The sequence below is a fragment of the Micrococcus sp. SL257 genome, assembly GCF_026625585.1.
Taxonomy (GTDB): Bacteria; Actinomycetota; Actinomycetes; order Actinomycetales; family Micrococcaceae; genus Micrococcus; species Micrococcus luteus.
The window spans coordinates 2,088,817-2,110,149 of sequence record NZ_CP113053.1; the positions used below are offsets into that span (position 1 = coordinate 2,088,817).

General features: G+C 74.3%; 18 protein-coding genes. 2 read left to right on the plus strand and 16 right to left on the minus strand.

Translation table 11 applies throughout. From position 1 onward, the window contains the following. Positions 1-7: 7 nt before the first annotated feature. The 12 genes from OVA32_RS09675 to OVA32_RS09730 all read right to left on the minus strand — a co-directional run bounded on the left by OVA32_RS09675 (position 8) and on the right by OVA32_RS09730 (position 15,446). Complete coding sequence (locus OVA32_RS09675) at positions 8-1,834, minus strand: proline--tRNA ligase (RefSeq protein ID WP_207477098.1); 1,827 nt, start codon at positions 1,832-1,834, stop codon at positions 8-10. A 120-nt stretch (positions 1,835-1,954) separates the two neighbouring features. Continuing rightward, complete coding sequence (locus tag OVA32_RS09680) at positions 1,955-2,887, minus strand: GNAT family N-acetyltransferase (RefSeq protein ID WP_267714222.1); 933 nt, start codon at positions 2,885-2,887, stop codon at positions 1,955-1,957. Next, on the minus strand, positions 2,862-4,046 hold the full coding sequence (gene ispG, locus OVA32_RS09685; protein WP_061866731.1) for a flavodoxin-dependent (E)-4-hydroxy-3-methylbut-2-enyl-diphosphate synthase: 1,185 nt from the start codon (positions 4,044-4,046) through the stop codon (positions 2,862-2,864). Before ispG ends, OVA32_RS09680 begins: the two co-directional genes overlap by 26 nt. Positions 4,047-4,151: 105 nt before the next feature. After that, a complete protein-coding gene (locus OVA32_RS09690; RefSeq protein WP_041104226.1) occupies positions 4,152-5,519 on the minus strand; it encodes a M50 family metallopeptidase in 1,368 nt (455 codons plus the stop codon). Continuing rightward, complete coding sequence (dxr, locus tag OVA32_RS09695) at positions 5,516-6,751, minus strand: 1-deoxy-D-xylulose-5-phosphate reductoisomerase (protein ID WP_166795261.1); 1,236 nt, start codon at positions 6,749-6,751, stop codon at positions 5,516-5,518. The genes OVA32_RS09690 and dxr overlap by 4 nt, the downstream gene beginning before the upstream one ends. A 139-nt stretch (positions 6,752-6,890) precedes the next feature. Continuing rightward, positions 6,891-8,513 carry a cation acetate symporter gene (locus tag OVA32_RS09700; RefSeq protein WP_216880333.1) on the minus strand — a complete coding sequence of 541 codons (1,623 nt, stop codon included), beginning with the start codon at positions 8,511-8,513 and terminating at the stop codon, positions 6,891-6,893. Further along, positions 8,510-8,884: a DUF485 domain-containing protein gene (locus tag OVA32_RS09705; RefSeq protein ID WP_134416518.1), complete on the minus strand. Its 375-nt coding sequence runs from the start codon at positions 8,882-8,884 to the stop codon at positions 8,510-8,512. Before OVA32_RS09705 ends, OVA32_RS09700 begins: the two co-directional genes overlap by 4 nt. Before the next feature lie 201 nt (positions 8,885-9,085). After that, positions 9,086-9,964: an HpcH/HpaI aldolase/citrate lyase family protein gene (locus OVA32_RS09710; protein WP_134416516.1), complete on the minus strand. Its 879-nt coding sequence runs from the start codon at positions 9,962-9,964 to the stop codon at positions 9,086-9,088. Further along, a complete protein-coding gene (locus OVA32_RS09715; protein ID WP_002855019.1) occupies positions 9,961-10,491 on the minus strand; it encodes a MaoC family dehydratase in 531 nt (176 codons plus the stop codon). Before OVA32_RS09715 ends, OVA32_RS09710 begins: the two co-directional genes overlap by 4 nt. Position 10,492: 1 nt before the next feature. Continuing rightward, positions 10,493-11,680 carry an acyl-CoA dehydrogenase family protein gene (locus tag OVA32_RS09720; protein WP_036314059.1) on the minus strand — a complete coding sequence of 396 codons (1,188 nt, stop codon included), beginning with the start codon at positions 11,678-11,680 and terminating at the stop codon, positions 10,493-10,495. Between the two features lie 15 nt (positions 11,681-11,695). Continuing rightward, complete coding sequence (locus OVA32_RS09725) at positions 11,696-13,822, minus strand: acetyl/propionyl/methylcrotonyl-CoA carboxylase subunit alpha (RefSeq protein ID WP_134416514.1); 2,127 nt, start codon at positions 13,820-13,822, stop codon at positions 11,696-11,698. Between the two features lie 7 nt (positions 13,823-13,829). Then, positions 13,830-15,446 (minus strand): carboxyl transferase domain-containing protein, encoded by a 1,617-nt coding sequence (locus OVA32_RS09730; RefSeq protein WP_145951534.1) that lies wholly within the window; start codon positions 15,444-15,446, stop codon positions 13,830-13,832. 113 nt (positions 15,447-15,559) lie between these two features. Here OVA32_RS09730 and OVA32_RS09735 point away from each other — a divergent pair, with 113 nt between their 5' ends. Continuing rightward, entirely contained in the window at positions 15,560-16,207 is a 648-nt protein-coding gene (locus OVA32_RS09735; protein ID WP_036338402.1) for a TetR/AcrR family transcriptional regulator, read from the plus strand. A gap of 104 nt (positions 16,208-16,311) precedes the next feature. Continuing rightward, on the plus strand, positions 16,312-16,785 hold the full coding sequence (locus OVA32_RS09740; protein WP_051995227.1) for a GNAT family N-acetyltransferase: 474 nt from the start codon (positions 16,312-16,314) through the stop codon (positions 16,783-16,785). Between the two features lie 108 nt (positions 16,786-16,893). Here the strand turns inward: OVA32_RS09740 and OVA32_RS09745 are convergent, their stop codons facing one another. The 4 genes from OVA32_RS09745 to OVA32_RS09760 form a co-directional block, all read right to left on the minus strand. Beyond that, positions 16,894-18,333, minus strand: a complete 1,440-nt coding sequence (locus OVA32_RS09745; RefSeq protein WP_049147672.1) for a dihydrolipoamide acetyltransferase family protein — start codon at positions 18,331-18,333, stop codon at positions 16,894-16,896. Continuing rightward, entirely contained in the window at positions 18,330-19,385 is a 1,056-nt protein-coding gene (locus OVA32_RS09750; protein ID WP_050773885.1) for an alpha-ketoacid dehydrogenase subunit beta, read from the minus strand. Before OVA32_RS09750 ends, OVA32_RS09745 begins: the two co-directional genes overlap by 4 nt. Before the next feature lie 8 nt (positions 19,386-19,393). Continuing rightward, positions 19,394-20,548 carry a pyruvate dehydrogenase (acetyl-transferring) E1 component subunit alpha gene (gene pdhA / locus OVA32_RS09755; RefSeq protein ID WP_049147670.1) on the minus strand — a complete coding sequence of 385 codons (1,155 nt, stop codon included), beginning with the start codon at positions 20,546-20,548 and terminating at the stop codon, positions 19,394-19,396. Positions 20,549-20,704: 156 nt separating this feature from the next. Further along, positions 20,705-21,304 carry a DivIVA domain-containing protein gene (locus tag OVA32_RS09760; protein WP_036314046.1) on the minus strand — a complete coding sequence of 200 codons (600 nt, stop codon included), beginning with the start codon at positions 21,302-21,304 and terminating at the stop codon, positions 20,705-20,707. Between the last annotated feature and the right edge of the window lie 29 nt (positions 21,305-21,333).

The window sequence follows — 21,333 nt, forward strand, 5'->3', positions numbered from 1 at the left end:
GAACCACTCAGCGCCCGTGGCGCACCTCCGCGAGCACCGCCGCGACGGCACCGTCCACGGGCACGGGGCGCGCCTCACCGGTGGCCCGGTCCTTGAGCTCGAGCTCACCGTCGGCCAGGCCGCGGCCGATCACCACGGTGGTGGGCACGCCGATGAGCTCGGCGTCCTTGAACTTCACGCCGGGGCTGACCTTCGGACGGTCGTCCACGAGCACGGTCAGGCCCTCGGCCTCGAGGCCCGCGGCGAGGGTCTCGGCGGCGGCGAGGCCGTCCTCGCCCTTCGTGGCGACGACGACGTGCACGTCCGCCGGGGCCACCGCGCGCGGCCACGCCAGGCCCTTGTCGTCGTGGTAGCGCTCGGCGATCGCGGCGACGGCGCGCGTGATGCCGATGCCGTAGGAGCCCATGGTCACCACGACCTGCTTGCCGTGGACGTCGAGGACCTTCAGGTCGAGGGCCTCGGCGTACTTGCGGCCGAGCTGGAAGATGTGGCCCATCTCCATGCCGCGGCGGGTGTGCAGCGGGCCGGAGCCGTCGGGGGCCTGGTCGCCCTCGCGCACCGCGGTGGCCTCGAGCACGCCGTCCCACATGAAGTCGCGGCCGGCCACGAGGCCGAACACGTGGCGCTGGTCCGCGTTCGCGCCGGTGATCCACGCGGTGCCGGGGGCGATGCGCGGGTCCACGAAGAAGGGCAGGCCCGAGACGGAGCCCTCCGCGCCGAGCACCGGGGTGCCCTCGACCGCATCGGCCGCCGCGGGGCCGATGTAGCCCTTGACCAGGGCGGGGTGCGCGGCCAGGTCCGCGGCGGTCGCGGCCTCGAGCGTGGGCTCGCCGACCACGCCGAGCGCCGGGCCCACGGAGGCCTCGAGACGCTTGAGGTCCACCTCACGGTCGCCGGGCACGCCCACGACGAACGGGCGACGCTCACCGCCGTCCACCACCGCGGTGACCACGACGCACTTGAGCGTGTCCGCGGCGGTCCACGGCTCGCCGTCGCGCGGGGCCAGCCGGTTGGCGACGTCCACGAGCGCGGCGATGGTGGTGGAGACCGGGGTGTCCTTGACCTCGGCGGCGGGCAGGGCCGCCATGGCCGCCTCGTCCAGCGGGGCGGGGGCCACTGTGGTGACGGCCTCGACGTTGGCGCGGTAGCCGCCGTCGGACTCGACGAAGGTGTCCTCGCCCACCTCGGTGGGGTGCAGGAACTCCTCGGAGCGGGAGCCGCCCATCGCACCGGAGGTGGCCCGCACCGGCACGACCTCGAGGCCGAGACGGTCGAAGATCCGCAGGTAGGCGGCCCGATGGGCCTCGTACGCGGCGTCCAGGCCGGCGTCGTCCACCGTGAAGGAGTAGGAGTCCTTCATGATGAACTCGCGCCCGCGCAGCAGGCCGGCGCGCGGGCGGGCCTCGTCCCGGTACTTGGTCTGGATCTGGTACAGGTACGCGGGCAGGTCCTTGTACGAGGAGTACAGGTCCTTCACCAGGAGCGTGAACATCTCCTCGTGCGTGGGGGCCAGGAGGTAGTCGTTGCCCCTGCGGTCCTGCAGGCGGAACAGCCCGTCGCCGTACTCGTCCCAGCGCCCCGTGGCCTCGTAGGGCTCCCGCGGCAGCAGCGCCGGGAAGTGCACCTCCTGGGCGCCGATCGCGTCCATCTCCTCGCGCACGATCCGCTCCACCTTGGCCAGCACCTTCAGGCCCAGCGGCAGCCACGAGTAGATGCCCGGGGCCGCGCGACGGATGTAGCCGGCACGGACGAGGAGCCTGTGGCTCGCCACCTCGGCCTCCGCCGGGTCGTCGCGCAGGGTGCGCAGGAACAGGGTGGACATGCGCAGGGGCATGGCGGGGCCTCCTCGGACGGGCTCGCGCGGTCGGGGGCGGCGCGCGGGACGGGACGACGCCGGCACGGGGTGCCCGGCGTCCTGACCGCCGATCCTATCGCCCGCGCAGGGTCCGCCGGGTCAGTACAGGACGGTCGCGAACGTGCCGCGCCGCTCGAACCCCACGCGCTCGTACGTGCGCAGCGCGGGGGTGTTGTACGCGTTGACGTAGAGGCTGACCACGGGCGCCTGGAGTCGCACGTAGTCCACGACGGCGGCCATCGCCGACGCCGCCAGTCCTCGGCCCCGCGCGGCGGGGGCCATCCACACGCCCTGGATCTGGGCGCACCGGGAGGAGAGCAGCCCGATGTCCGCCTTGAAGCGCAGCGGGCCGCCCGCGTCGCGCGGTCCCGGGTCGATGAAGACGCGTCCGGTGTGGATCAGCCGCTCGACCCGGTCCCGGTACTGGGCCGCGCCCCCGGCGAACGGGGAGAAGCCGAGCTCCTCCTCGAACATCGCCGCGCTGGCCGGCAGGACGCGCGCGAAGTCGCGTGGCTGCGCCTGCACCACGTACGGGTTCGGGTCGATCCCCCCGGCCGTGCCCAGCACGAGCAGCGGCTGGTTGGGGCGCACGGACCGGGACCGGTGGCCCGCGGCGGCGAGGGCCTCGCCGGCGGCCAGCACGGGACCGGCCGGGCCGTAGACCGACCCGTACCGGCGGCGCAGCGCGGCGGCCGCCGCGCCGAGCGCCTCCGCGTCGCCCGGCGCCCAGCCCGCGTCCGGGGCCTCGGACGCGGCGACCGGCACCACGTTCGAGCCGATCCAGACGGCCGCGCGCAGCGCGCCGGCGCCCGGGGCGTCGTCGTCGATCCCGAGGAACAGGGTGCCCGCCGCTCCCCCGCGCGGGCCGGCCAGGCGGCCCGCCTCGAGCAGGGAGTCCACGAACACGTTGGACACGGGGGCACGGGCGGACAGGGCCGCGAGCGCGGCGGTGTCCGCGTCGGTCAGCAGGCGGACGCGGTCACCCGTGGCGGCCCGGACCTCCCGGTCAGTGGACGGAGACCACCGGGGCACCGGCGGCAGCCTGGTCACCGCCGTCCTCCCCCAGGTCCATCTCACCGGCGATCCGGTTGGCCTCCTCGATGAGGGTCTCCACGATCTGGTCCTCGGGCACGGTGCGGATGACCTCGCCCTTGACGAAGATCTGGCCCTTGCCGTTGCCGGAGGCGACGCCGAGGTCGGCCTCGCGGGCCTCGCCCGGCCCGTTGACGACGCAGCCCATGACGGCCACCCGCAGCGGGACCTCGAGGTCCTGGAGGCCCTCGGTGACCTGCTCGGCCAGCGTGTACACGTCCACCTGGGCTCGGCCGCACGAGGGGCAGGAGACGATCTCGAGCTTGCGCTCGCGCAGGTTCAGGGACTGCAGGATCTGCAGGCCCACCTTGACCTCCTCGACCGGCGGCGCGGAGAGGGAGACGCGGATGGTGTCGCCGATGCCCTGGCCGAGCAGGTAGCCGAAGGCGGTGGCGGACTTGATGGTGCCCTGGAAGGCCGGACCGGCCTCGGTGACGCCGAGGTGCAGCGGCCAGTCACCCTGCTCGGCGAGCAGCTCGTAGGCGCGGGCCATGATCACCGGGTCGTTGTGCTTGACGGAGATCTTGAAGTCCTTGAAGCCGTGCTCCTCGAAGAGGGAGGCCTCCCAGACGGCGGACTCGACGAGGGCCTCCGGGGTGGCCTTGCCGTACTTCTGCAGCAGGCGCGGGTCCAGGGAGCCGGCGTTGACGCCGATGCGGAGGGAGGTGCCGTGGTCCGAGGCGGCCTGCGCGATCTCCTTGACCTTGTCGTCGAACTTCTTGATGTTGCCCGGGTTCACGCGCACGGCGCCGCAGCCGGCCTCGATCGCCGCGAACACGTACTTCGGCTGGAAGTGGATGTCCGCGATCACGGGGATGGTGGACTGCTGGGCGATGACCTTGAGGGCCTCGGCGTCCTTGTCCGTGGGGCAGGCCACGCGGACGATGTCGCAGCCGGCGGCCGTGAGCTCGGCGATCTGCTGCAGGGTCGCGCCGATGTCGTGCGTCTTGGTGGTGGTCATCGACTGCACCGAGACGGGGTGCTGCGAGCCGACGCCCACCGAGCCCACCTGGATCTGCCGGGTGGTGCGGCGCGGGGCCAGCACGGGCGGCGGGGCGGACGGCATTCCAAGGCTGACGGGCACGGGGGCGCTCCTCATGGGTTCTCGGGGTCGACGGCGCGGGGCCGCCGGGTTCTCCGGTCCATCCTAGGCGCGCGGGCGCCCCGGGGCTCGGGGCGACCGCCCACGGCGAACGGGCCGGGCTCAGAACAGCCGGACCGGCTCCACGATGTCCGCCACGATCAGGATGACGCCCATGAGCAGCATCGCCGCGCCCACCGCGTAGGTCAGCGGCAGCATGCGGGCCAGGTCGAACGGCCCCGGGTCGGGGCGGCCCGTGAGCCGGGCCCAGCCTCGGCGGACCGCCTCCCACAGGGCGCCGGCCACGTGGCCGCCGTCGAGCGGGAGCAGCGGGATGAGGTTGAACACCATGAGCGCCACGTTCACGCCCGCCAGCAGGGACAGCAGCAGGGCGGCCTTGTCCGTCAGCGTGGCCTGCTCGAGCGCCGCCGCCTCCCCGGCGATCCGTCCGACGCCCACCACGGACATCGGTCCGTCCGGGTCGCGCTCGGCCGGGGTCACCACGGCGACGGCGGTGTCCCACAGCCGCTGCGGCAGCACGAGGACGACGTCGACGACGCCCCGCACCTGCTGGGCCACGAGCGGGCCGGCGTCGAGCGGAGTGCCGCGGACCGTCTCGAGCTGCGCGCCCATGCCGATGAACCCGACCTCGTGGGTCGCGACGGTCCCGTCCGGGGCCCGCTCGGGCCGGCCCAGCGCGTCCGTCACGGGCCGTTCCGTCAGGCGCGGGGTCAGGGTGGCGCTCATCCGCTCGCCGTCGCGCTCCCACTCGATCCGGGTGGGCTGTCCGGCGCGGTCCCGGATCGCGGCGGAGAGGGCGTCCCAGTCGGAGACCGGCCGCCCGTCGAAGGCGAGCACGGTGTCCCCGGGGCGCAGTCCCGCCTCGTGGGCGGGCGCGGCGGGATCGCCCGGGCGGCAGTCCTCTGTCCCGCCCGAGGCGGCGCGGGCCTGCTGCTCCTGCATCGTGACCACGCACCGGTAGACCTCGGCGACGGTGGTGCTGGGCTGCGAGGTGCCCACCGTGGTGACCAGCAGGGCGGTGGCGCCCAGCGCGATGAGCAGGTTCATGAACGGCCCGCCGAGCATGATCACCACCCGCTTCCATACCGGCAGGGCGAGGAAGCGGCGGTGCTCGTCGCCGGGGCGGACCTCCTCGGCGGCCTGGGCCCGCGCGTCGTCGGCCATGCGGCCCAGCTGCTGGACGAAGCCCGTGGACGCCGCGCGGGGCGTCTGCCCGGGCCGCGGCGGGGGCAGCATCCCGATCATCGCGACGTAGCCGCCCAGCGGCACGGCCTTGAACCCGTACTCCGTCTCGCCGCGGCGCCACGAGACGAGCGTCGGGCCGAAGCCGATCATGTACTGCGTGACGCGCACGCCGAAGAGCTTGGCCGGGACGAGGTGGCCGATCTCGTGCAGGGCGATCGAGACCGCCAGGCCCAGCGCGACCGCGAGGACGCCCGCGACGTACCAGAGGATCTCCACGACGGTCACCAGCGGGCCCGCGCCGCACGGCGCGCCCAGGCCTCGGCGGCGAGCACGGCATCCACGGTGAGCCCCGTCGGCGCGGGGTCGTGGCCGGCCGCGGCGAGCACGTGCTCGGGGGCATAGTCGGCGACGACGGCGCGGACCGTGTCCACGATCCCGTCGAAGGGCAGGGCGCCGGCGTGGAAGGCGTCCACGGACTCCTCGTTGGCGGCGTTGAACACGGCCATGTGGGTGGGCGAGGCGGCCGCCGCCTCCTTCGCGGCCCGTACCGCGGGGAAGGCCTCCTCGTCGAGGGGCTCGAACGTCCAGGTGGCCGCCCGCGTCCAGTCGCCGGCCGGGGCCGCGCCCGGGAGACGGCGCGGCCAGCACAGCCCCAGGGCGATGGGCAGGCGCATGTCCGGCGGGGAGGCCTGGGCGAGCGTGGACCCGTCGACGAACTCGACCATCGAGTGGACCACGGACTGCGGGTGGACCACGACGTCGATCCGGTCCAGGGGCACGTCGAACAGCAGGTGGGCCTCGATCACCTCGAGGGCCTTGTTCACGAGGGAGGCGGAGTTGGTGGTGACGACGCGGCCCATGTCCCACGTGGGGTGTGCGAGGGCCTGGGCGGGCGTGACGGCGTGCAGGGCGGCGCGGTCCAGGCCGCGGAACGGCCCGCCCGAGGCCGTGAGCACGAGGCGGCGGACCTCGTCCGCCGTGCCCCCGCGCAGCGCCTGCGCGAGCGCGGAGTGCTCGGAGTCCACCGGCACGAGCTGGCCCGGGCGGGCGGCCGCCTTCACGAGGGCCCCGCCGACGATGAGCGACTCCTTGTTGGCCAGGGCCAGGCGGTGGCCGGCGTGCAGCGCGGCGAGGGTGGGCCGCAGGCCGATCGAGCCCGTGATCCCGTTGAGCACGGTGTCGGCGCCGGGCCACGCGGCGATCTGCTCGGCGGCGCACGGACCGGTGAACAGCACGGGTCGGGGGGCCGGGCGCCCGAGACGGGCGGCGGCGTCGGCGAGGGCGGCCCGCAGCTCCTCCTCCCCCGCCGCGGCGGAGCCCACCGCCTCGACCTCGAAGCGCACGGCCTGCTCGGCCAGCAGGGTCGTGTTCGCCCCGCCCGCGAGCGCGACGGCCCGGAGCCGGGCGGGGTCCTGGGCGATCACGTCGAGGCCCTGGGTGCCGATCGAGCCCGTGGAGCCGATCAGGGCGACGGCGCGCGGGGCGCCGTCGTCGTCCGCCGGGGCGGGGGCGGGCAGCGTGTAGTCGGTGAGGGATCCGTGCGTCACCCCGCCATGATGCCAGTCGGGCCTGGACACGGACGGGGGGCCGGCCGGACGGACACCGCACCGCGACGTCCCGCCCCGCCGACCCCCGTGGGGCCGGGTCAGCCGCGGATCAGTGCTGCACCGGCTTCTCGGCGCCGATGCCGGTGAGGGAGCGGACCTCCATCTCGGCCTGCTTGTCCGGGTCCTCGGCGCGCGACGAGGTCACCGAGCCGAGCCAGCCGAGGAAGAAGGCCAGCGGGATGGAGACGATGCCCGGGTTCTTCAGCGGGAACACCGCGAAGTCCGCGCCCGGGATCATCGAGGTCGGCGTCCCGGACATCACCGGGGACAGGACGATCAGGATGATCGCGGAGAGCAGTCCGCCGTACATCGACCACACCGCGCCGCGGGTGGTGAAGCGCCGCCAGAACAGGGAGTAGAGGATGGTCGGCAGGTTCGCCGAGGCCGCCACCGCGAAGGCGAGCGCCACGAGGAACGCCACGTTCTGGCCCTGGGCGGCGATGCCGCCGACGATCGCCAGGACGCCGATCACCACCACGGTGATCTTGCCGATCCGCACCTCCTCCTGCGGGGTGAGCGGGTGCTTGGCGATCACGGAGCCGTACACGTCGTGGGCGAAGGACGCCGCCGCCGTGATGGCCAGGCCCGCGACCACCGCGAGGATGGTGGCGAACGCGACCGCCGAGATCAGGCCCAGCAGGATGGAGCCGCCGAGCTCGAACGCCAGCAGCGGGGCCGCGGAGTTCTGCCCGCCGGGCGCGGCCAGGATGCGCTCGGGGCCGATCAGCGCGCCGGCGCCGTAGCCCAGCACGAGGGTGAACAGGTAGAACGCGCCGATGAGGACGATGGCCCACACCACGGACTTGCGCGCCTCCTTGGCGGTGGGCACCGTGTAGAACCGCATGAGCACGTGCGGCAGGCCGGCGGTGCCGAGCACGAGCGCGATGCCCAGGGACACGAAGTCGAGGCGGGTCAGCGCGCTGGCGCCGTACTGCAGGCCCGGCTCGAGGATCGCCTCGCCCTTCGGGTTCATCTCGACGGCGGCCCCCAGCATGGCGTTGAAGTCGAAGCCGAACAGGGCCAGCGACCACACGGTCATGATCCCCGCGCCGGCGATCAGCAGGATCGCCTTGATGATCTGCACGTAGGTGGTGCCCTTCATGCCGCCGATCAGCACGTAGACGATCATCAGCACGCCCACGATCACGATCACGAGGGCCTGGCCGGCCCGGTCGTTGATGTTCAGCAGCAGGGACACCAGGCCGCCGGCGCCGGCCATCTGGGCCAGGAGGTAGAAGAGGCAGACGGCCATGGTGCCGAAGGCGGCGGCGATGCGCACGGGCTTCTGGCGCAGCCGGAAGGAGAGCACGTCCGCCATGGTGAACTTGCCGGTGTTGCGCAGCAGCTCGGCCACCAGCAGCAGGGCCACGAGCCACGCCACGAGGAAGCCGATCGAGTAGAGGAAGCCGTCGTAGCCGTAGAGGGCGATCGCGCCCACGATGCCCAGGAACGAGGCCGCGGAGAGGTAGTCACCCGCGATGGCCGTGCCGTTCTGGGTGCCGGAGAAGCCGCGGCCGCCGGCGTAGTAGTCGGCCGAGGACGCGTTCGTCTTGGACGCGCGGATCACGATCACGAGGGTGACCACCACGAAGGCGACGAAGATGCCGATGTTCACGGCGGGGTTGCCGACCGTCTGCGCGGCGGCCTGGAGCAGGGGGGTGAGCGCGCTCATCGCGTGGCCTCCGGGTTCTCGGGGGCGCCGGCCGCCTCGCGCTCGAGGCGCTCGCGCAGCGCCGTGGCGCGGGGGTCCAGGGTCCGGTTGGAGAAACGGACGTAGGCGAAGGTGATCAGGAACGTGGTGACGAACTGCAGCAGTCCGAGGACCAGGCCGAGGGTGATGTTGCCGCCGAGGCGGATCGCCATGAACTCGGGGAAGAACGCGCCGACGATCACGAACACCAGGTACCAGACGAAGAACGCCACGGTCATGGGGAAGGCGAAGGATCGGTGGGTGCGCCGGAGCTCGATGAACTCCTCGGACTGCTGAGCGGCGCGGAACTGCGCGGCCGTGGGGACCGGCGCCGTGGGCTCGCTGGATGACATGGGCCCTCCGGGGTGCGTGGGACGAATCAGTGTGAGACAGATCACTGTGATGACAACCACACTCTGGCGGTCGGAGGGGTGCGCCGTCAAGCGCACCCCTGGGCCGTGCGCCCCTGTGACAGCCCCGGGGCGCAGCCGTGCGGACACGGCCGCGCCCCGACGGCACGGAGCCGCCGGGGCACGGGGCCGCCGAGGAGCCGGTCAGGGACTCGCGGGCCGGGCCGCGTCCGCGCGGCGCAGGACCGCGCGGGCCTGGGCGAGGACCACCTCGTCGACCATCGTCCCGTCCAGCTCGAAGGCCCCGTGTCGGCCCTCGGCCGCGGCGAGGACGCGCCGGGCGCGCTCGACGGCCTCCGGGGCGGGCGTGTAGGCGGAGCGCACGACGGGCACCTGGCGCGGGTGCAGGCACACGGTCGCGGTGCAGCCCAGGGCGACGGCGTCCTCGGCCTCGGCGGCCAGCCCGGCCTCGTCGCCGAGGTCCAGGTGGACGGCGTCCCATGCGGCCGCGCCGTGGGCGGCCGCCGCCAGCAGCACCGTCGCGCGGGCGTGCTGGACCACGGAGCGGTAGGCGCCCTCGGGGGTACGGGAGGAGCTGCCGCCCATCGACGCCACGAGGTCCTCGGCGCCCCACATCAGCGCACCCACGTGCGGGTGGGCGGCCAGTTCGGCGGCGGCAAGGATCCCGGCCGCGGTCTCGCACAGGGCGACGACGCGGGTCTGCGGTCCGAGGGCGGCGACGACCCCGTCCACCTGCGCGGCGGACTCGGCCTTGGCGAGCATGAGCGTGCGCCAGCCCGTCCCGGCGAGCATGGCCAGGTCGGCGTCGTGGTCCGCGGTGCCCGCGGGGTTCACGCGCACCACCACGCGGTCCTCGTCCAGCGGGCCGCCGTCGACCCCGCCCGTCGCCCGCCCCGCCCAGGCCGCCGCGACGGCGTCCCGCGCGGCGGGCCGGGCCTCCGGGATGACGGCGTCCTCGAGGTCGAGGATCACCGCGTCCGCGCGTTCGAGCGCCGTGGCGTACCGCTCGGGGCGGTCCGCCGGGGTGAACATGACGGCCGGTCCGAGGGTCAGCGCGCTCATGCCCGCTCTCCCGTCCCTGCGGCGTCGGCGGCCTTCGCCTTGGCCTCCGCGTGCGCCTGCGCGGTCCACATCAGACAGGTGCGCTGGGCGCGGACGACGACGTCGCCGTGCTGGTTCTCCCCCGTCATCGCGAACGTGACGATCCGCTGCCCCGGCCGCGAGGAGGACTCGCGGATCGCGGTGACCTCGGAGCGCCCGTAGAGCGTGTCCCCGTGGAAGACCGGCTTCGGGAACGCGATCTCCCCCAGGCCGAGCTGGGCCACGAGCGTGCCCTGCGTGGTCTGCCCGACGGCGAGGCCCACCAGGGTGGACAGCGTCAGCATCGAGTTGACCAGCGGGCGGCCGAACGGCTGGGCCGCCGCGTACGCGTGGTCCAGGTGCAGGGCCTGCGGATTCATGGTGAGGGTGGTGAACAGCACGTTGTCCGCCTCGGTGAGCGTGCGGCCGGGCCGGTGCAGGTAGACCTGACCGACCGCCAGCTCGTCCGCGTAGCGGCCCCGCTGCTCGATCTCGACGCGTTCTGTCACGTCAGAGGCCCAGCTCGCGGGCGATCAGCATGAGCTGCACCTCGGTGGTGCCCTCGCCGATCTCGAGGATCTTGGAGTCGCGGTAGTGACGGGCCACGAGGGTCTCGTTCATGAAGCCGTAGCCGCCGAACACCTGGGTGGCGTCCCGGGCGTTGTCCATGGCGGCCTCGCCGGCGATCAGCTTGGCCATGGCGGCCTCGGTCTTGAACGGCTTGCCGGCCAGCATCTTCTGGGCGGCCTCGTAGTAGGCCAGGCGGGCGGCGTGCGCGCGGGCCTGCATGCGGGCGATCTTGAAGGACACGGCCTGGAACTGCCCGATCTTCTGGCCGAACGAGGTCCGCTGCGTGGCGTAGGCGACCGACTCGTCCACGCAGCCCTGGGCCGCTCCGGTGGCCAGGGCCGCGATGGCGATGCGGCCCTCGTCGAGGATCTCGAGGAAGTGGGCGAAGCCGCGGCCGCGGGCGCCCAGCAGGTTCTCCTCCGGCACGCGCGCGTCCGTGAAGTGCAGGGCGTGGGTGTCCGAGGAGTTCCAGCCGACCTTGTCGTAGGCCTTGGCCACGGAGAAGCCCTCGGTGCCGGCGGGCACGAGGATCGTGGAGATCTCCTTGGCGGGGCGGCCGTCGTGGCCGGTCCTGCCCTCCACGGTGCCGGTCACGGCGGTGACGGTGACGAGCGAGGTGATGTCCGTGCCGGAGTTGGTGATGAACTCCTTGGCGCCGTTGATGCGCCACTGGCCGTCCTCGAGCGCGGCGGTGGTCTGGGTGCCGCCGGCGTCGGAGCCCGCGCCCGGCTCGGTGAGGCCGAAGCCGGCCAGGTGCGTGCCGGCCACGAGGTCCGGCAGCCAGCGCTGCTTCTGCTCCTCGGTGCCGAACTTCAGCAGCGGCATGGCGCCCAGGGAGACGCCGGCCTCGAGGGTGATGGCCACGGACTGGTTGACGCGGCCGAGCTGCTCGAGGGCCAGGGCCAGGGCGAAGTAGTCGCCGCCCATGCCGCCGTACTCCTCGGGGAACGGCAGGCCGAACAGGCCCATCTCGCCCATCTGGGCCACGATCTCATACGGGAACTCGTGCTTGGCGTCCAGCTCGGCGGAGACCGGGGCCACGACCTCGTCGGCGAACTCGCGGACGGTGTCGGAGAGGACCTGGTAGTCCTCCTCGAGGGCGGGCAGGGTGCGGTGCTTGGTGCTCATGGTCCTCTCCTGTTCTCAGGCGTTCTCTTCGGGTGCTGCGTTCTCGGCGGGCTCGACGACGGCGATCAACGCCTGCGCGGCCACGGGGTCGCCCTCGGCGACGTGGACGGTCACGACGCCGGCGACGGCGGCCGTGACGGGGTGCTCCATCTTCATGGCCTCGACCACCGCCAGCTCCTGGCCCGCGGCCACGGTGTCCCCGGTGGCCACGGACACGGCGACGACGGTGCCCGGCATGGGTGTGCGGGCCTCGGGGGACGCTGCGCCGGCCGGGGCACGGCGCGCGGCCGCGGCCGCGCGGGCGGCCTCGACCACCTCGGCCCGGGTGAGGCGGCGGACCTGCCACGCGGCGCCGTCGCGGTGCAGCCACGCCGAGCGCGGGTCCCGCGGGTCACCGGCCAGGAGGTTGACGCCCGCCAGGGCTCCGGCGTCTTCGTCCACCTCGGCGTCGGCGGCGGGGGCGGTGAGGATGCGGTCCTCGTCCCCCACCCGGACGCGCATCCCGGGCTGCGGGGCGCCTGCGCCGCGCCAGCCGTCCGCCCGGGCCCACGCGGTGCCGGCCGCGCGCTGCTCGGCGGCGGCCGCGTCCTCGGACACGTCGGCCAGGGCCTCGGCCGCGAGGGCGGCGAGGTCCTCGGGCAGCGCGGGGGCGGTCCACGCCTCGAGGCCGTCGATCAGCTCGGTGGTGAGCCGGCCGGCCTGCACGTCCTCACGAGCGGCGAGCTCGCGCAGCCAGCCCAGGTTGGAGCGGACGCCGAACAGCACGGTGTCCGCGAGCGCGGCGTCGAGCCGCTCGAGGGCCTCGGTGCGGTCGGCGCCACGAGCGATGAGCTTGGCGATCATCGGGTCGTAGAAGCCGGTGATCTCGGGCTGAGCGCCGTCGACGTCCACGGGGTCCACGGCGCCGACGGCGGTGGCGGGCCCAGAGCCGAACGCACGCTCCTCGCCCTGCGAGGGCAGCAGGAGCGTGTCGACGCGGACGCCCTCGCCGGCGGGCTCGCGCCAGCGCAGCACCGGCCCGGTGGAGGGCAGGAAGCCGTTCGCGGGGTCCTCCGCGTAGACGCGGGCCTCGACGGCGGCGCCGTCGAGGCTCACGTCCTCCTGGGCGAAGCCGAGCGGCTCCCCCGCGGCGATGCGCAGCTGCAGCTCCACGAAGTCCAGGCGCTGTCCGCGCACCCGGACGACCTCCTCGGAGACCGGGTGCTCCACCTGCAGGCGGGTGTTCATCTCCATGAAGAAGAACTCGTCCGGGTTCTCGTCCGAGACGAGGAACTCGACGGTGCCGGCGCCGCGATAGCCCACGGACACGGCCGCGTCCACGGCGGCCCGGCCCAGGCGCTCGCGGAGCTCGGCCCCGTGCGCCAGCCCGGTCAGCAGGGGCGCGGGGGCCTCCTCGATCACCTTCTGGTGGCGGCGCTGCAGGGAGCACTCGCGCTCACCCAGGTGCACGGTGGCGCCGTGGGCGTCCGCGAACACCTGCACCTCGACGTGCCGGGGCGCGGTGATGAGCCGCTCGAGCAGCAGGGTGTCGTCGCCGAACGCCGAGCGCGCCGTGCGTCGGGCCGAGGCGAGGGCGCCGGGCAGCTCCTCGGCGGCGCGCACGGCCACCATGCCCTTGCCGCCGCCTCCCGCGGAGGGCTTGATCAGCAGCGGGAAGCCGACGTGCTCGGCCTCGGCCGTGATCTGCGCGTCGGTGAGCGTGGGGTCCTGGATGCCGGGGACCACCGGCACGTCGTACGCGGCCACGGTCTCCTTCGCGCGGATCTTGTCCGCCATCGCGTCGAGCGAGCCCACGGGAGGGCCCACGAACACGATGCCGGCCGCCTCCAGCGCGCGGGCGAAGTCGGCGTTCTCGGACAGGAAGCCGTAGCCGGGGTGCACGGCCTGGGCGCCGGTGCGGCGCGCGGCGTCGACGACGGCGTCGATGTCCAGGTAGGACTCGCGGGCCGGTGCCGGGCCGAGGCGGACCGCCGTGTCCGCCTCGCGGACGTGCCGCGCGTCGGCGTCGGCGTCGGAGTGCACGGCCACCGAGCGGATGCCGAGGCGGCGCAGGGTGCGGATGACGCGCACGGCGATCTCGCCGCGGTTGGCCACCAGCACGGTGTCGAACAGGGGCGTCCCCTGGGCGTGGTTCTCGGTCACGGGTGCCTCACATGCGGAACAGGCCGAACCGGGAGTCCGGCAGCGGGGAACGGGAGATGACGTCGAGGGCCAGGGAGAGCACCCGGCGGGTCTGGCCGGGGGTGATCACCCCGTCGTCCCAGAGGCGGGCGGTGGAGTACAGGGGGCTGCCCTGGTCCTCGTACTGCCGACGGACCGGCGCCTGGAAGGCCTCGACCTCCTCGGGGGACATCGGCTCCTCCCCCGCGGCGGCCCGCTGGTCCTGCTTGATCTGCGTGAGCACGGAGGAGGCCTGCGGGCCGCCCATCACGGAGATGCGCGCGTTCGGCCACATCCACAGGAAGCGGGGTGAGTAGGCGCGGCCGCACATCGCGTAGTTGCCGGCGCCGAACGAGCCGCCGATCACCACGGTCAGCTTGGGCACGCGGGCGGTGGCGACGGCGGTGACCATCTTGGCGCCGTCGCGCGCGATGCCGCCGGCCTCCGCGTCCCGGCCCACCATGAAGCCGGAGATGTTCTGCAGGAACAGCAGCGGGGTGCCGCGCTGGTCGCACAGTTCGATGAAGTGCGCGCCCTTGCGGGCGGAGTCGCCGAACAGGATGCCGTTGTTGGCGAGGACGCCCACGGGGTGGCCGTCGATCCGTGCGAACGCGGTGACCAGGGTGGTGCCGTGGAGGGGTTTGAACTCGTGGACGGAGCCGCCGTCCACGAGGCGGTCGATCACCTCGCGCACGTCGTAGGGGGTGTTCACGTCCACGGGCACGACGCTGGTCAGCTCGGCCGGGTCCTTGGCGGGCTCCGCGGCGGGGGCGACCTCCCAGGCCGGCGCCTCGGCCGGGGGCAGGGTGGCCACGATGTCCCGGAGGATCTGCATGGCGTGCAGGTCGTCGTCCGCCAGGTGGTCCGCGACGCCGGAGCGCTCGGCGTGCAACCGGCCGCCGCCGAGGTCCTCGGGCGAGATGTCCTCCCCGATCGCGGCCTTCACGAGCGGGGGGCCGCCGAGGAAGATGGTGCCCTGCTCGCGCACGATCACGGTCTCGTCCGACATGGCCGGCACGTACGCGCCGCCCGCCGTGGAGGAGCCGCACACCGCGGCCAGCTGCGGGATGCGCTGCGAGGAGAGCAGCGCCTGGTTCCGGAAGATGCGGCCGAAGTGCTCGCGGTCCGGGAAGACCTCGTCCTGGCGGGGCAGGAACGCGCCGCCGGAGTCCACGAGGTAGATGCACGGCAGGCGGTTCTCCAGGGCGATCTCCTGGGCCCGCAGGTGCTTCTTCACCGTCATGGGGTAGTAGGTGCCGCCCTTCACGGTGGCGTCGTTGCCCACCACCATCACGAGGCGGCCGTGGACCAGGCCGATGCCCGCCACGACGCCGGCGGCGGGGCTGTCCCCGCCGTACAGGCCGTGCGCGGCCAGCGCGCCGACCTCGAGGAAGGGCGAGCCCTCGTCGAGCAGCGCGTCGATGCGGTCCCGCACCAGCAGCTTGCCGCGGCCGGTGTGGCGCTCGCGCGAGCGCTCGGGCCCGCCGAGCGACGTGCGGGCGACGAGGTCGGCGAGCTCCTGCTCGAGCCGAGCGTGGCCGGCCGCGTTGCGCTCGGCCACGGTGGGCGCGGACTGCGCGGCCGGGGCCGGGGTGCTGGCGGTCATGAGACCCCCTTCAGTGAATGACGACTAACTGAACCGAGCCTCAGTGTAGTGACGATCGTCACTGACGTCGACCGGGCGCCCGGCGCGCCTCGTCTCGTCCTACAGTGGAACCCATGCCCGCCGCCGATCCCGCGTCCCCCGCCGCCCCGGCGACCCCGCCGACCGCCCGGGAGGCCGCCAAGGCCCGACGCCGGGTGGACCTGCTCGCGGCCGCGGCGCGACTGTTCGCGGCCCGGGGCTTCGACGCGGTCCGCCTCGAGGACATCGGCGCCGCGGTCGGGATCAGCGGCCCCGCCATCTACCGCCACTTCGCCGGCAAGGCCGCCGTGCTCACGGCGATCCTCGACACGGCCTCGCAGGACCTGCTCGACGGCGGGCTGGCCGCCGAGGCGCAGCACGCGCCGGGGGCGGAGACCCTGCGGGCCCTCATCGGCTTCCAGGCGGACTTCGCCCTCGCCCAGCGCGACGTGATCCGCGTGCAGGACCGCGACATGTCCGCCCTGCCCGACGGCGCGCGCACGGCCATCACGCGCACCCAGCGCGCCTACATCGACGTGTGGGCGCGCCAGCTGCAGGTCGTCCACCCCCGCGAGGACCAGGCCACCGCCGTGTTCCGCGCCCAGGCCGTGCTGGGCCTGCTCAACTCCACCCCCCGCTCGGTGCGGCGCACCGCGGCCGACCGCGCGGCCCGCCGCGCGACCCTCGTGGCCATGGCCTGGGCCGCGGCCACGGCCCCCGGGCCGCTCTCCGGCGAGGACTGAGCGGGCGGCACCGGCCCGGCGGGCCGACGTCGTGCCCGGTGGTACGGTGGCCGGTACCCGCGACGGCGGACGCCGTCGAACCCCGCCCCGAGAGGTCCACCGCCGTGCTTCTTCGTGACGTCCGACCCGAGGATCTGGACGAGTTCTTCCTCCACCAGCAGGACGAGCAGGCCAACCTGATGTCCGCCTTCGCCCCCCGCAACCCCCGGGACCGCGGTGTCTTCGACTACCACTGGGCCCACCTGCTCGGGGACGAGGACACCGTCGTGCGGACCATCGAGCACGAGGGCCGCGCCGTGGGTGCGCTCGTGTGCACCCAGCAGGACGGCGTGGGCGAGCTGTCCTTCTGGACCGCGCAGGACTACTGGGGCCTGGGCCTGACGACCGCGGCCGTGGACCGGTTCCTCGAGGAGCACACCGCCCGCCCGCTGCGGGCGCACGTGCCCGAGGACAACGTGGGCTCCGTGAAGGTGCTCTCCCGCCGCGGCTTCGAGACCGTCGGCGAGGAGAAGGTCTTCTCCAACGCCCGCGCCGAGGTCATCACCGAGCTCGTGATGGAGCTGCCCGCCGCCGACTGAGCGCGCCCCGTGGCCCCCGCCGTGCCCGCGGCCGCGCCGGCCTGCCACGACGACGGCCCCGCCTCCCCCCGGTGCCCGGGCGGCGGGGCCGCGGCGCGTCCGGGGCGCTCAGACCATGGTCAGGGTCAGACCCGGGCGGCGCAGGATCGCGCCGACGTCTGCGAGGAAGCGCGAGCCCTGCTCGCCGTCCACGAAGCGGTGGTCGAACGAGAGGGACAGCGTCATGACGTCCCGCAGGGCGATCTCACCGCGGTGCTCCCACGGCATCCTCCGGACCTGGCCGATCGCGATGATCGCCCCCTCGCCCGGGTTGATGATCGGGGTGCCCGCGTCCACGCCGAACACCCCGACGTTCGTGAGCGTGAAGGTGCCGCCGGCCAGATCCGCCGGGGACAGCCGCCCCTCGCGGGCGAGGCCCGTGAGATCGCGGATGGCGTCGGCCAGCTCCCTCAGGCTCATCGCCTGGGCGTCCTTGACGTTCGGCACCATCAGCCCGCGGGGGGTGGCGGCGGCGAAGCCGAGGTTGACGAAGTTCTGCTGCACGATCGTCCCGGCGGCCTCATCCCACCGGGCGTTGACGTCCGGGGTGCGCTCCATCGCCACGAGGCACGCCTTGGCGGCGAGCGTCATGGGCGTGAGCTTGACGTCCCGGAACTCGCGGGAGGCCTTGAGCTCGGCGAGCAGCTCCATGGTCTCGGTGACGTCCACCTGCAGGAACTCGGTCACGTGCGGGGCGGTGAACGCGGACTGCACCATGGCCGCCGCCGTCGCCTTCCGCACGCCCTTGACCGGCACGGCCTCGGTGCGCGGGCGGCCGCCCAGGGTGCGGACGCCCCCGGTCGAGCCCGACTCGGCGCCGGACTGCGGCGGCGTCGCCGCGGCCGCGGGCTGCCCGCCCCCGGCCAGGAACGCCTCGACGTCCGCGCGGGTGATGACCCCGCCCACGCCGGTGCCGGTGACCTGTTCCAGATCCACGCCCGCGCGGCGCGCGTACAGGCGCACGGGTGGGGTGCAGCGGGGCCGCTCGCCCGACGCCGCGCCCCGCACTGCTTCCGGGGCCGCGTCCGCGCGGACGGGCTCGGCGGCCTCGGGCTGCGGGCGCCCGGCGCCGGCCGGGGCCGCCTCCGACGTGGACGGCGCCTGTCCGCGGGCGGGCTCACCCACCGGGGCGGCCGACGTCGCCGGTGCCGCTGAGCCGCGCCGAGCACGGCGGCCGGGCTTGCCGGTGTCCGGCGCGGCGCCGTAGCCGACGAGGGTGGGCACGCGGCCGTCGCCCTCGGCGGGCCCGCCAACGTCGGGCTCGGCGCCCTCGAGGGTGAAGGTCACCAGGGGCGCACCGACCTCGAGGGTCTCGCCCTCGGCGCCGTGCAGGGCCGCGACGACGCCCGCGAACGGGCTCGAGACCTCGACCACGGCCTTGGCCGTCTCGACGTCGGCGAGCACCTGGTTCACGGTCACCGCGTCGCCCTCGGCCACGCGCCACGTCACGATCTCGGACTCGGTCAGGCCCTCGCCGAGGTCGGGCAGGCGGAAGGTCTTCTGGCTCATCGGGTCTCCTCCCCGGCGTTCTGGGCGGCGAGGAACTGCTCGGCGGTCTCGGGGGCGGCGAACGCGTCCACGGAGTCCAGCGAATTCGGCCGGCCCAGAGCACGGTCCAGGCCGTCGAGGATGCGGTCGAGGTCCGGCAGGTGCAGGTGCTCGAGCTTGGACGGCGGGTAGGGCACGTCCATGCCGGTGACGCGCACCGGCGGGGCCTCGAGCCAATGGAACGCGCGCTCGGCCACCGTGGCCACGAGCTCGGCGCCGAGGCCGCCGGTGCGGGAGGCCTCGTGCGCGACGACGAGCCGGCCGGTGCGCCGCACCGAGGACTCGACCAGGCCGGTGTCCAGCGGGGACAGGCTGCGCAGGTCGAGCACCTCGACCTCGACGCCCTCCTCGGCCGCCACCTCGGCGGCCTGCAGGGCGGTCTTCACGAGCGGACCATAGGCCACGAGCGTGGCGTCACGGCCCTCGCGCAGGATGCGGGCGGGGCTCATCGGCGGGATCGCGACGTCCAGGTCCACGTCGCCCTTGTCGTGGTAGCGACGCTTGGGCTCGAGGTAGACCACCGGGTCCTCCGAGGCGACCGCGGCGCGGATGAGGTCGTACCCCTCCTGCGGGGAGGACGGGGAGACCACGCGCAGGCCCGCGGTGTGCAGGAAGTAGGCCTCGGGCGACTCGGAGTGGTGCTCCGGGGAGCCGATGCCGCCGCCGAAGGGGATGCGGATGGTCACCGGCATCGGCACGGCGCCACGGGTGCGGGCGCGCAGCTTGGCCAGGTTCGCCACGATCTGGTCGAACGCCGGGTACACGAAGCCGTCGAACTGGATCTCGACAACGGGACGGTAGCCGCGCATCGCCAGGCCGATGGCCGTGCCCACGATGCCGGACTCGGCCAGCGGGGTGTCGAGCACCCGGTCCTCGCCGAACTCGGCCTGCAGGCCGTCGGTGATGCGGAACACGCCGCCGAGGGCGCCGATGTCCTCGCCCATGAGCAGGACCTTGGGGTCGTCGGCCAGGGCACGGTGCAGGCCGCGGTTGATCGCACGGCCGAAGGTCATGCGCTCGCTCACGCGCCCGCCTCCTCGTCGCCGAACTGCTGCAGGTAGAGGGCGTGCTCGCGGCGCTGCCGCTCGAGCTCCTGGTGGGGCTCCGCGTAGATCTCGTCGAACAGCCTGTCCGCGCCGTCCTCCTCGAGCGCCTCGAGGGCGCGGCGGACCTCGGCCGCCAACTCGTCGGCCTCGGTCTGGGCCTGCGCGAGCACAGCGTCCACGTCCACGTCGAGGGTGCGCAGGTGTGCCTCCACGCGGGTCAGCGGGTCACGGGCCTTCCAGGCCGCGAGCTCGGCGTCGTCCCGGTAGCGGGTGGGGTCGTCCGCGGTGGTGTGCGGGCCCATGCGGTAGGTGACGGCCTCGATGAAGGTGGGGCCGCCCCCGTCGGCGGCGCGCTCGACGGCGGCGCGGGTCGCGGCGAGCACGGCCAGGACGTCGTTGCCGTCCACGCGCATCGACGGGATGCCGAAGCCCCACGGGCGGTCCGCGATGCTGCGGCGGGTCTGCAGGCGCACGGGCTCGGAGATGGCCCAGTGGTTGTTCTGGCAGAAGAACACCACGGGCGACTGGTAGGAGGCGCTGAAGACCATGGCCTCGTTGACGTCCCCCTGGCTCGTGGCGCCGTCGCCGAAGTAGACGATCGTGGCGACGTCCGCCTGGTCCCGCTGGACGCCCATCGCGTAGCCGACGGCGTGCAGGGCCTGCGCGCCGATGATGATCTGCTGGGTGGCCACCCGCGCCTCGTTCGGGTCCCAGCTCGAGAACGTGGAGCCGCGCCACACCCGCAGCAGGTCCAGCGCGGGGACGCCGCGCAGCAGGGCCACGCCGTTCTCGCGGTAGGACGGGAAGACGAAGTCGTCCGGTCGCAGCGCGACGGCGGAGCCCACCTGGGCGGCCTCCTGGCCCAACAGCGGGGGCCACAGGGCCAGCTCGCCCTGACGCTGCAGGTGCGTGGCCTCGACGTCGAGGCGCCGGACCACGGCCATCTGGCGGTACAGCGCGGCGAGGGCGTCGGCGTCGACGTCCTCGATCCACGGGTCGAGCTCCGGCTGCGGACGGCGGCGGCCCTCCGCGTCGAGCACCTGGAGCGCCACGGCCTCGGCCGGGCCCGCCGGGGGCGGAGAGCCGGCGGATCGGCCGCCGGTGGGACGGGTGTGGTCCACGAGGGTCACTGCACTGCCTTCCGATCGACGCCCACGGTGCGGGGCGAGGGAGCTGTACGCATGCGCGAGCAGGGGTGGAGCGCGCGGCGTCTCGGTGGTGCGATTGTACTCACGTGAGTGTGATCTGCGCCACTCTGCCCGGGGCCGCCGCGCGAGGGCCGGGTGTCAGGCGCGGCGCAGCAGCACGTCGACGGCGGCGTCGAGGTAGGCGTCGACCTGGCCCTCCTCGTAGCCGGCGGCACCCTCGGCCTCGCCGAACGACGCGCGGCGCACGTCGTCCGCGGTCAGCCCGCCCTCGGCGCCGGGATCCGTCGAGTCCTCCGCACCGGCCAGGGTGACGCGCAGACGGTCCACGAGCGCGTCCACCTGGTCCACGTCGTAGCTCACGGCGTCCGCGCGGGAGGGGCGGCGGAAGCGCTCCGCCGGGGCCCGGTCGGCGCGGGCCACGAGCTCGGCCACGCGCTCCTCGAGGTCTGCGGCCCAGTCCTCGTCCCCGCGCTCGGCGACGAAGGCCTGACGCTCGGCGGCGGCCAGCTCCTCTTCCAGACGGTCCAGCTCGTCGTCCACCTCGTCCGTGGCGTAGCCGCCGTTGACAGTCGCGAAGCGGGCCTGGCGCACCTCCTCCGCCGTCAGCGGGGCACCGCCGTCGCGCGCCTCACGGGCACGCGCCATGAAGGCGTCCACGTGGGTGGTCTCGTAGCCGATCTCGTCCTGCTCGACGAGCTCGAAGACCGGCTCGGCGTCCGGGGTGGTGCGGGGGGTCATGGGCGTCTCCTGCGGTGTGGGTCCCGGAC

Coding starts and splice junctions, on each gene's coding strand:
- OVA32_RS09705 (WP_134416518.1), bottom strand. CDS start 8,884: ATGTCATCCAGCGAGCCCACGGCGCCGGTCCCCACGGCCGCGCAGTTC.
- OVA32_RS09730 (WP_145951534.1), bottom strand. CDS start 15,446: ATGACCGCCAGCACCCCGGCCCCGGCCGCGCAGTCCGCGCCCACCGTG.
- OVA32_RS09745 (WP_049147672.1), bottom strand. CDS start 18,333: ATGAGCCAGAAGACCTTCCGCCTGCCCGACCTCGGCGAGGGCCTGACC.
- OVA32_RS09735 (WP_036338402.1), top strand. CDS start 15,560: ATGCCCGCCGCCGATCCCGCGTCCCCCGCCGCCCCGGCGACCCCGCCG.
- OVA32_RS09675 (WP_207477098.1), bottom strand. CDS start 1,834: ATGCCCCTGCGCATGTCCACCCTGTTCCTGCGCACCCTGCGCGACGAC.
- OVA32_RS09710 (WP_134416516.1), bottom strand. CDS start 9,964: ATGAGCGCGCTGACCCTCGGACCGGCCGTCATGTTCACCCCGGCGGAC.
- OVA32_RS09760 (WP_036314046.1), bottom strand. CDS start 21,304: ATGACCCCCCGCACCACCCCGGACGCCGAGCCGGTCTTCGAGCTCGTC.
- OVA32_RS09750 (WP_050773885.1), bottom strand. CDS start 19,385: ATGACCTTCGGCCGTGCGATCAACCGCGGCCTGCACCGTGCCCTGGCC.
- OVA32_RS09700 (WP_216880333.1), bottom strand. CDS start 8,513: ATGAGCGCGCTCACCCCCCTGCTCCAGGCCGCCGCGCAGACGGTCGGC.
- ispG (WP_061866731.1), bottom strand. CDS start 4,046: ATGAGGAGCGCCCCCGTGCCCGTCAGCCTTGGAATGCCGTCCGCCCCG.
- OVA32_RS09720 (WP_036314059.1), bottom strand. CDS start 11,680: ATGAGCACCAAGCACCGCACCCTGCCCGCCCTCGAGGAGGACTACCAG.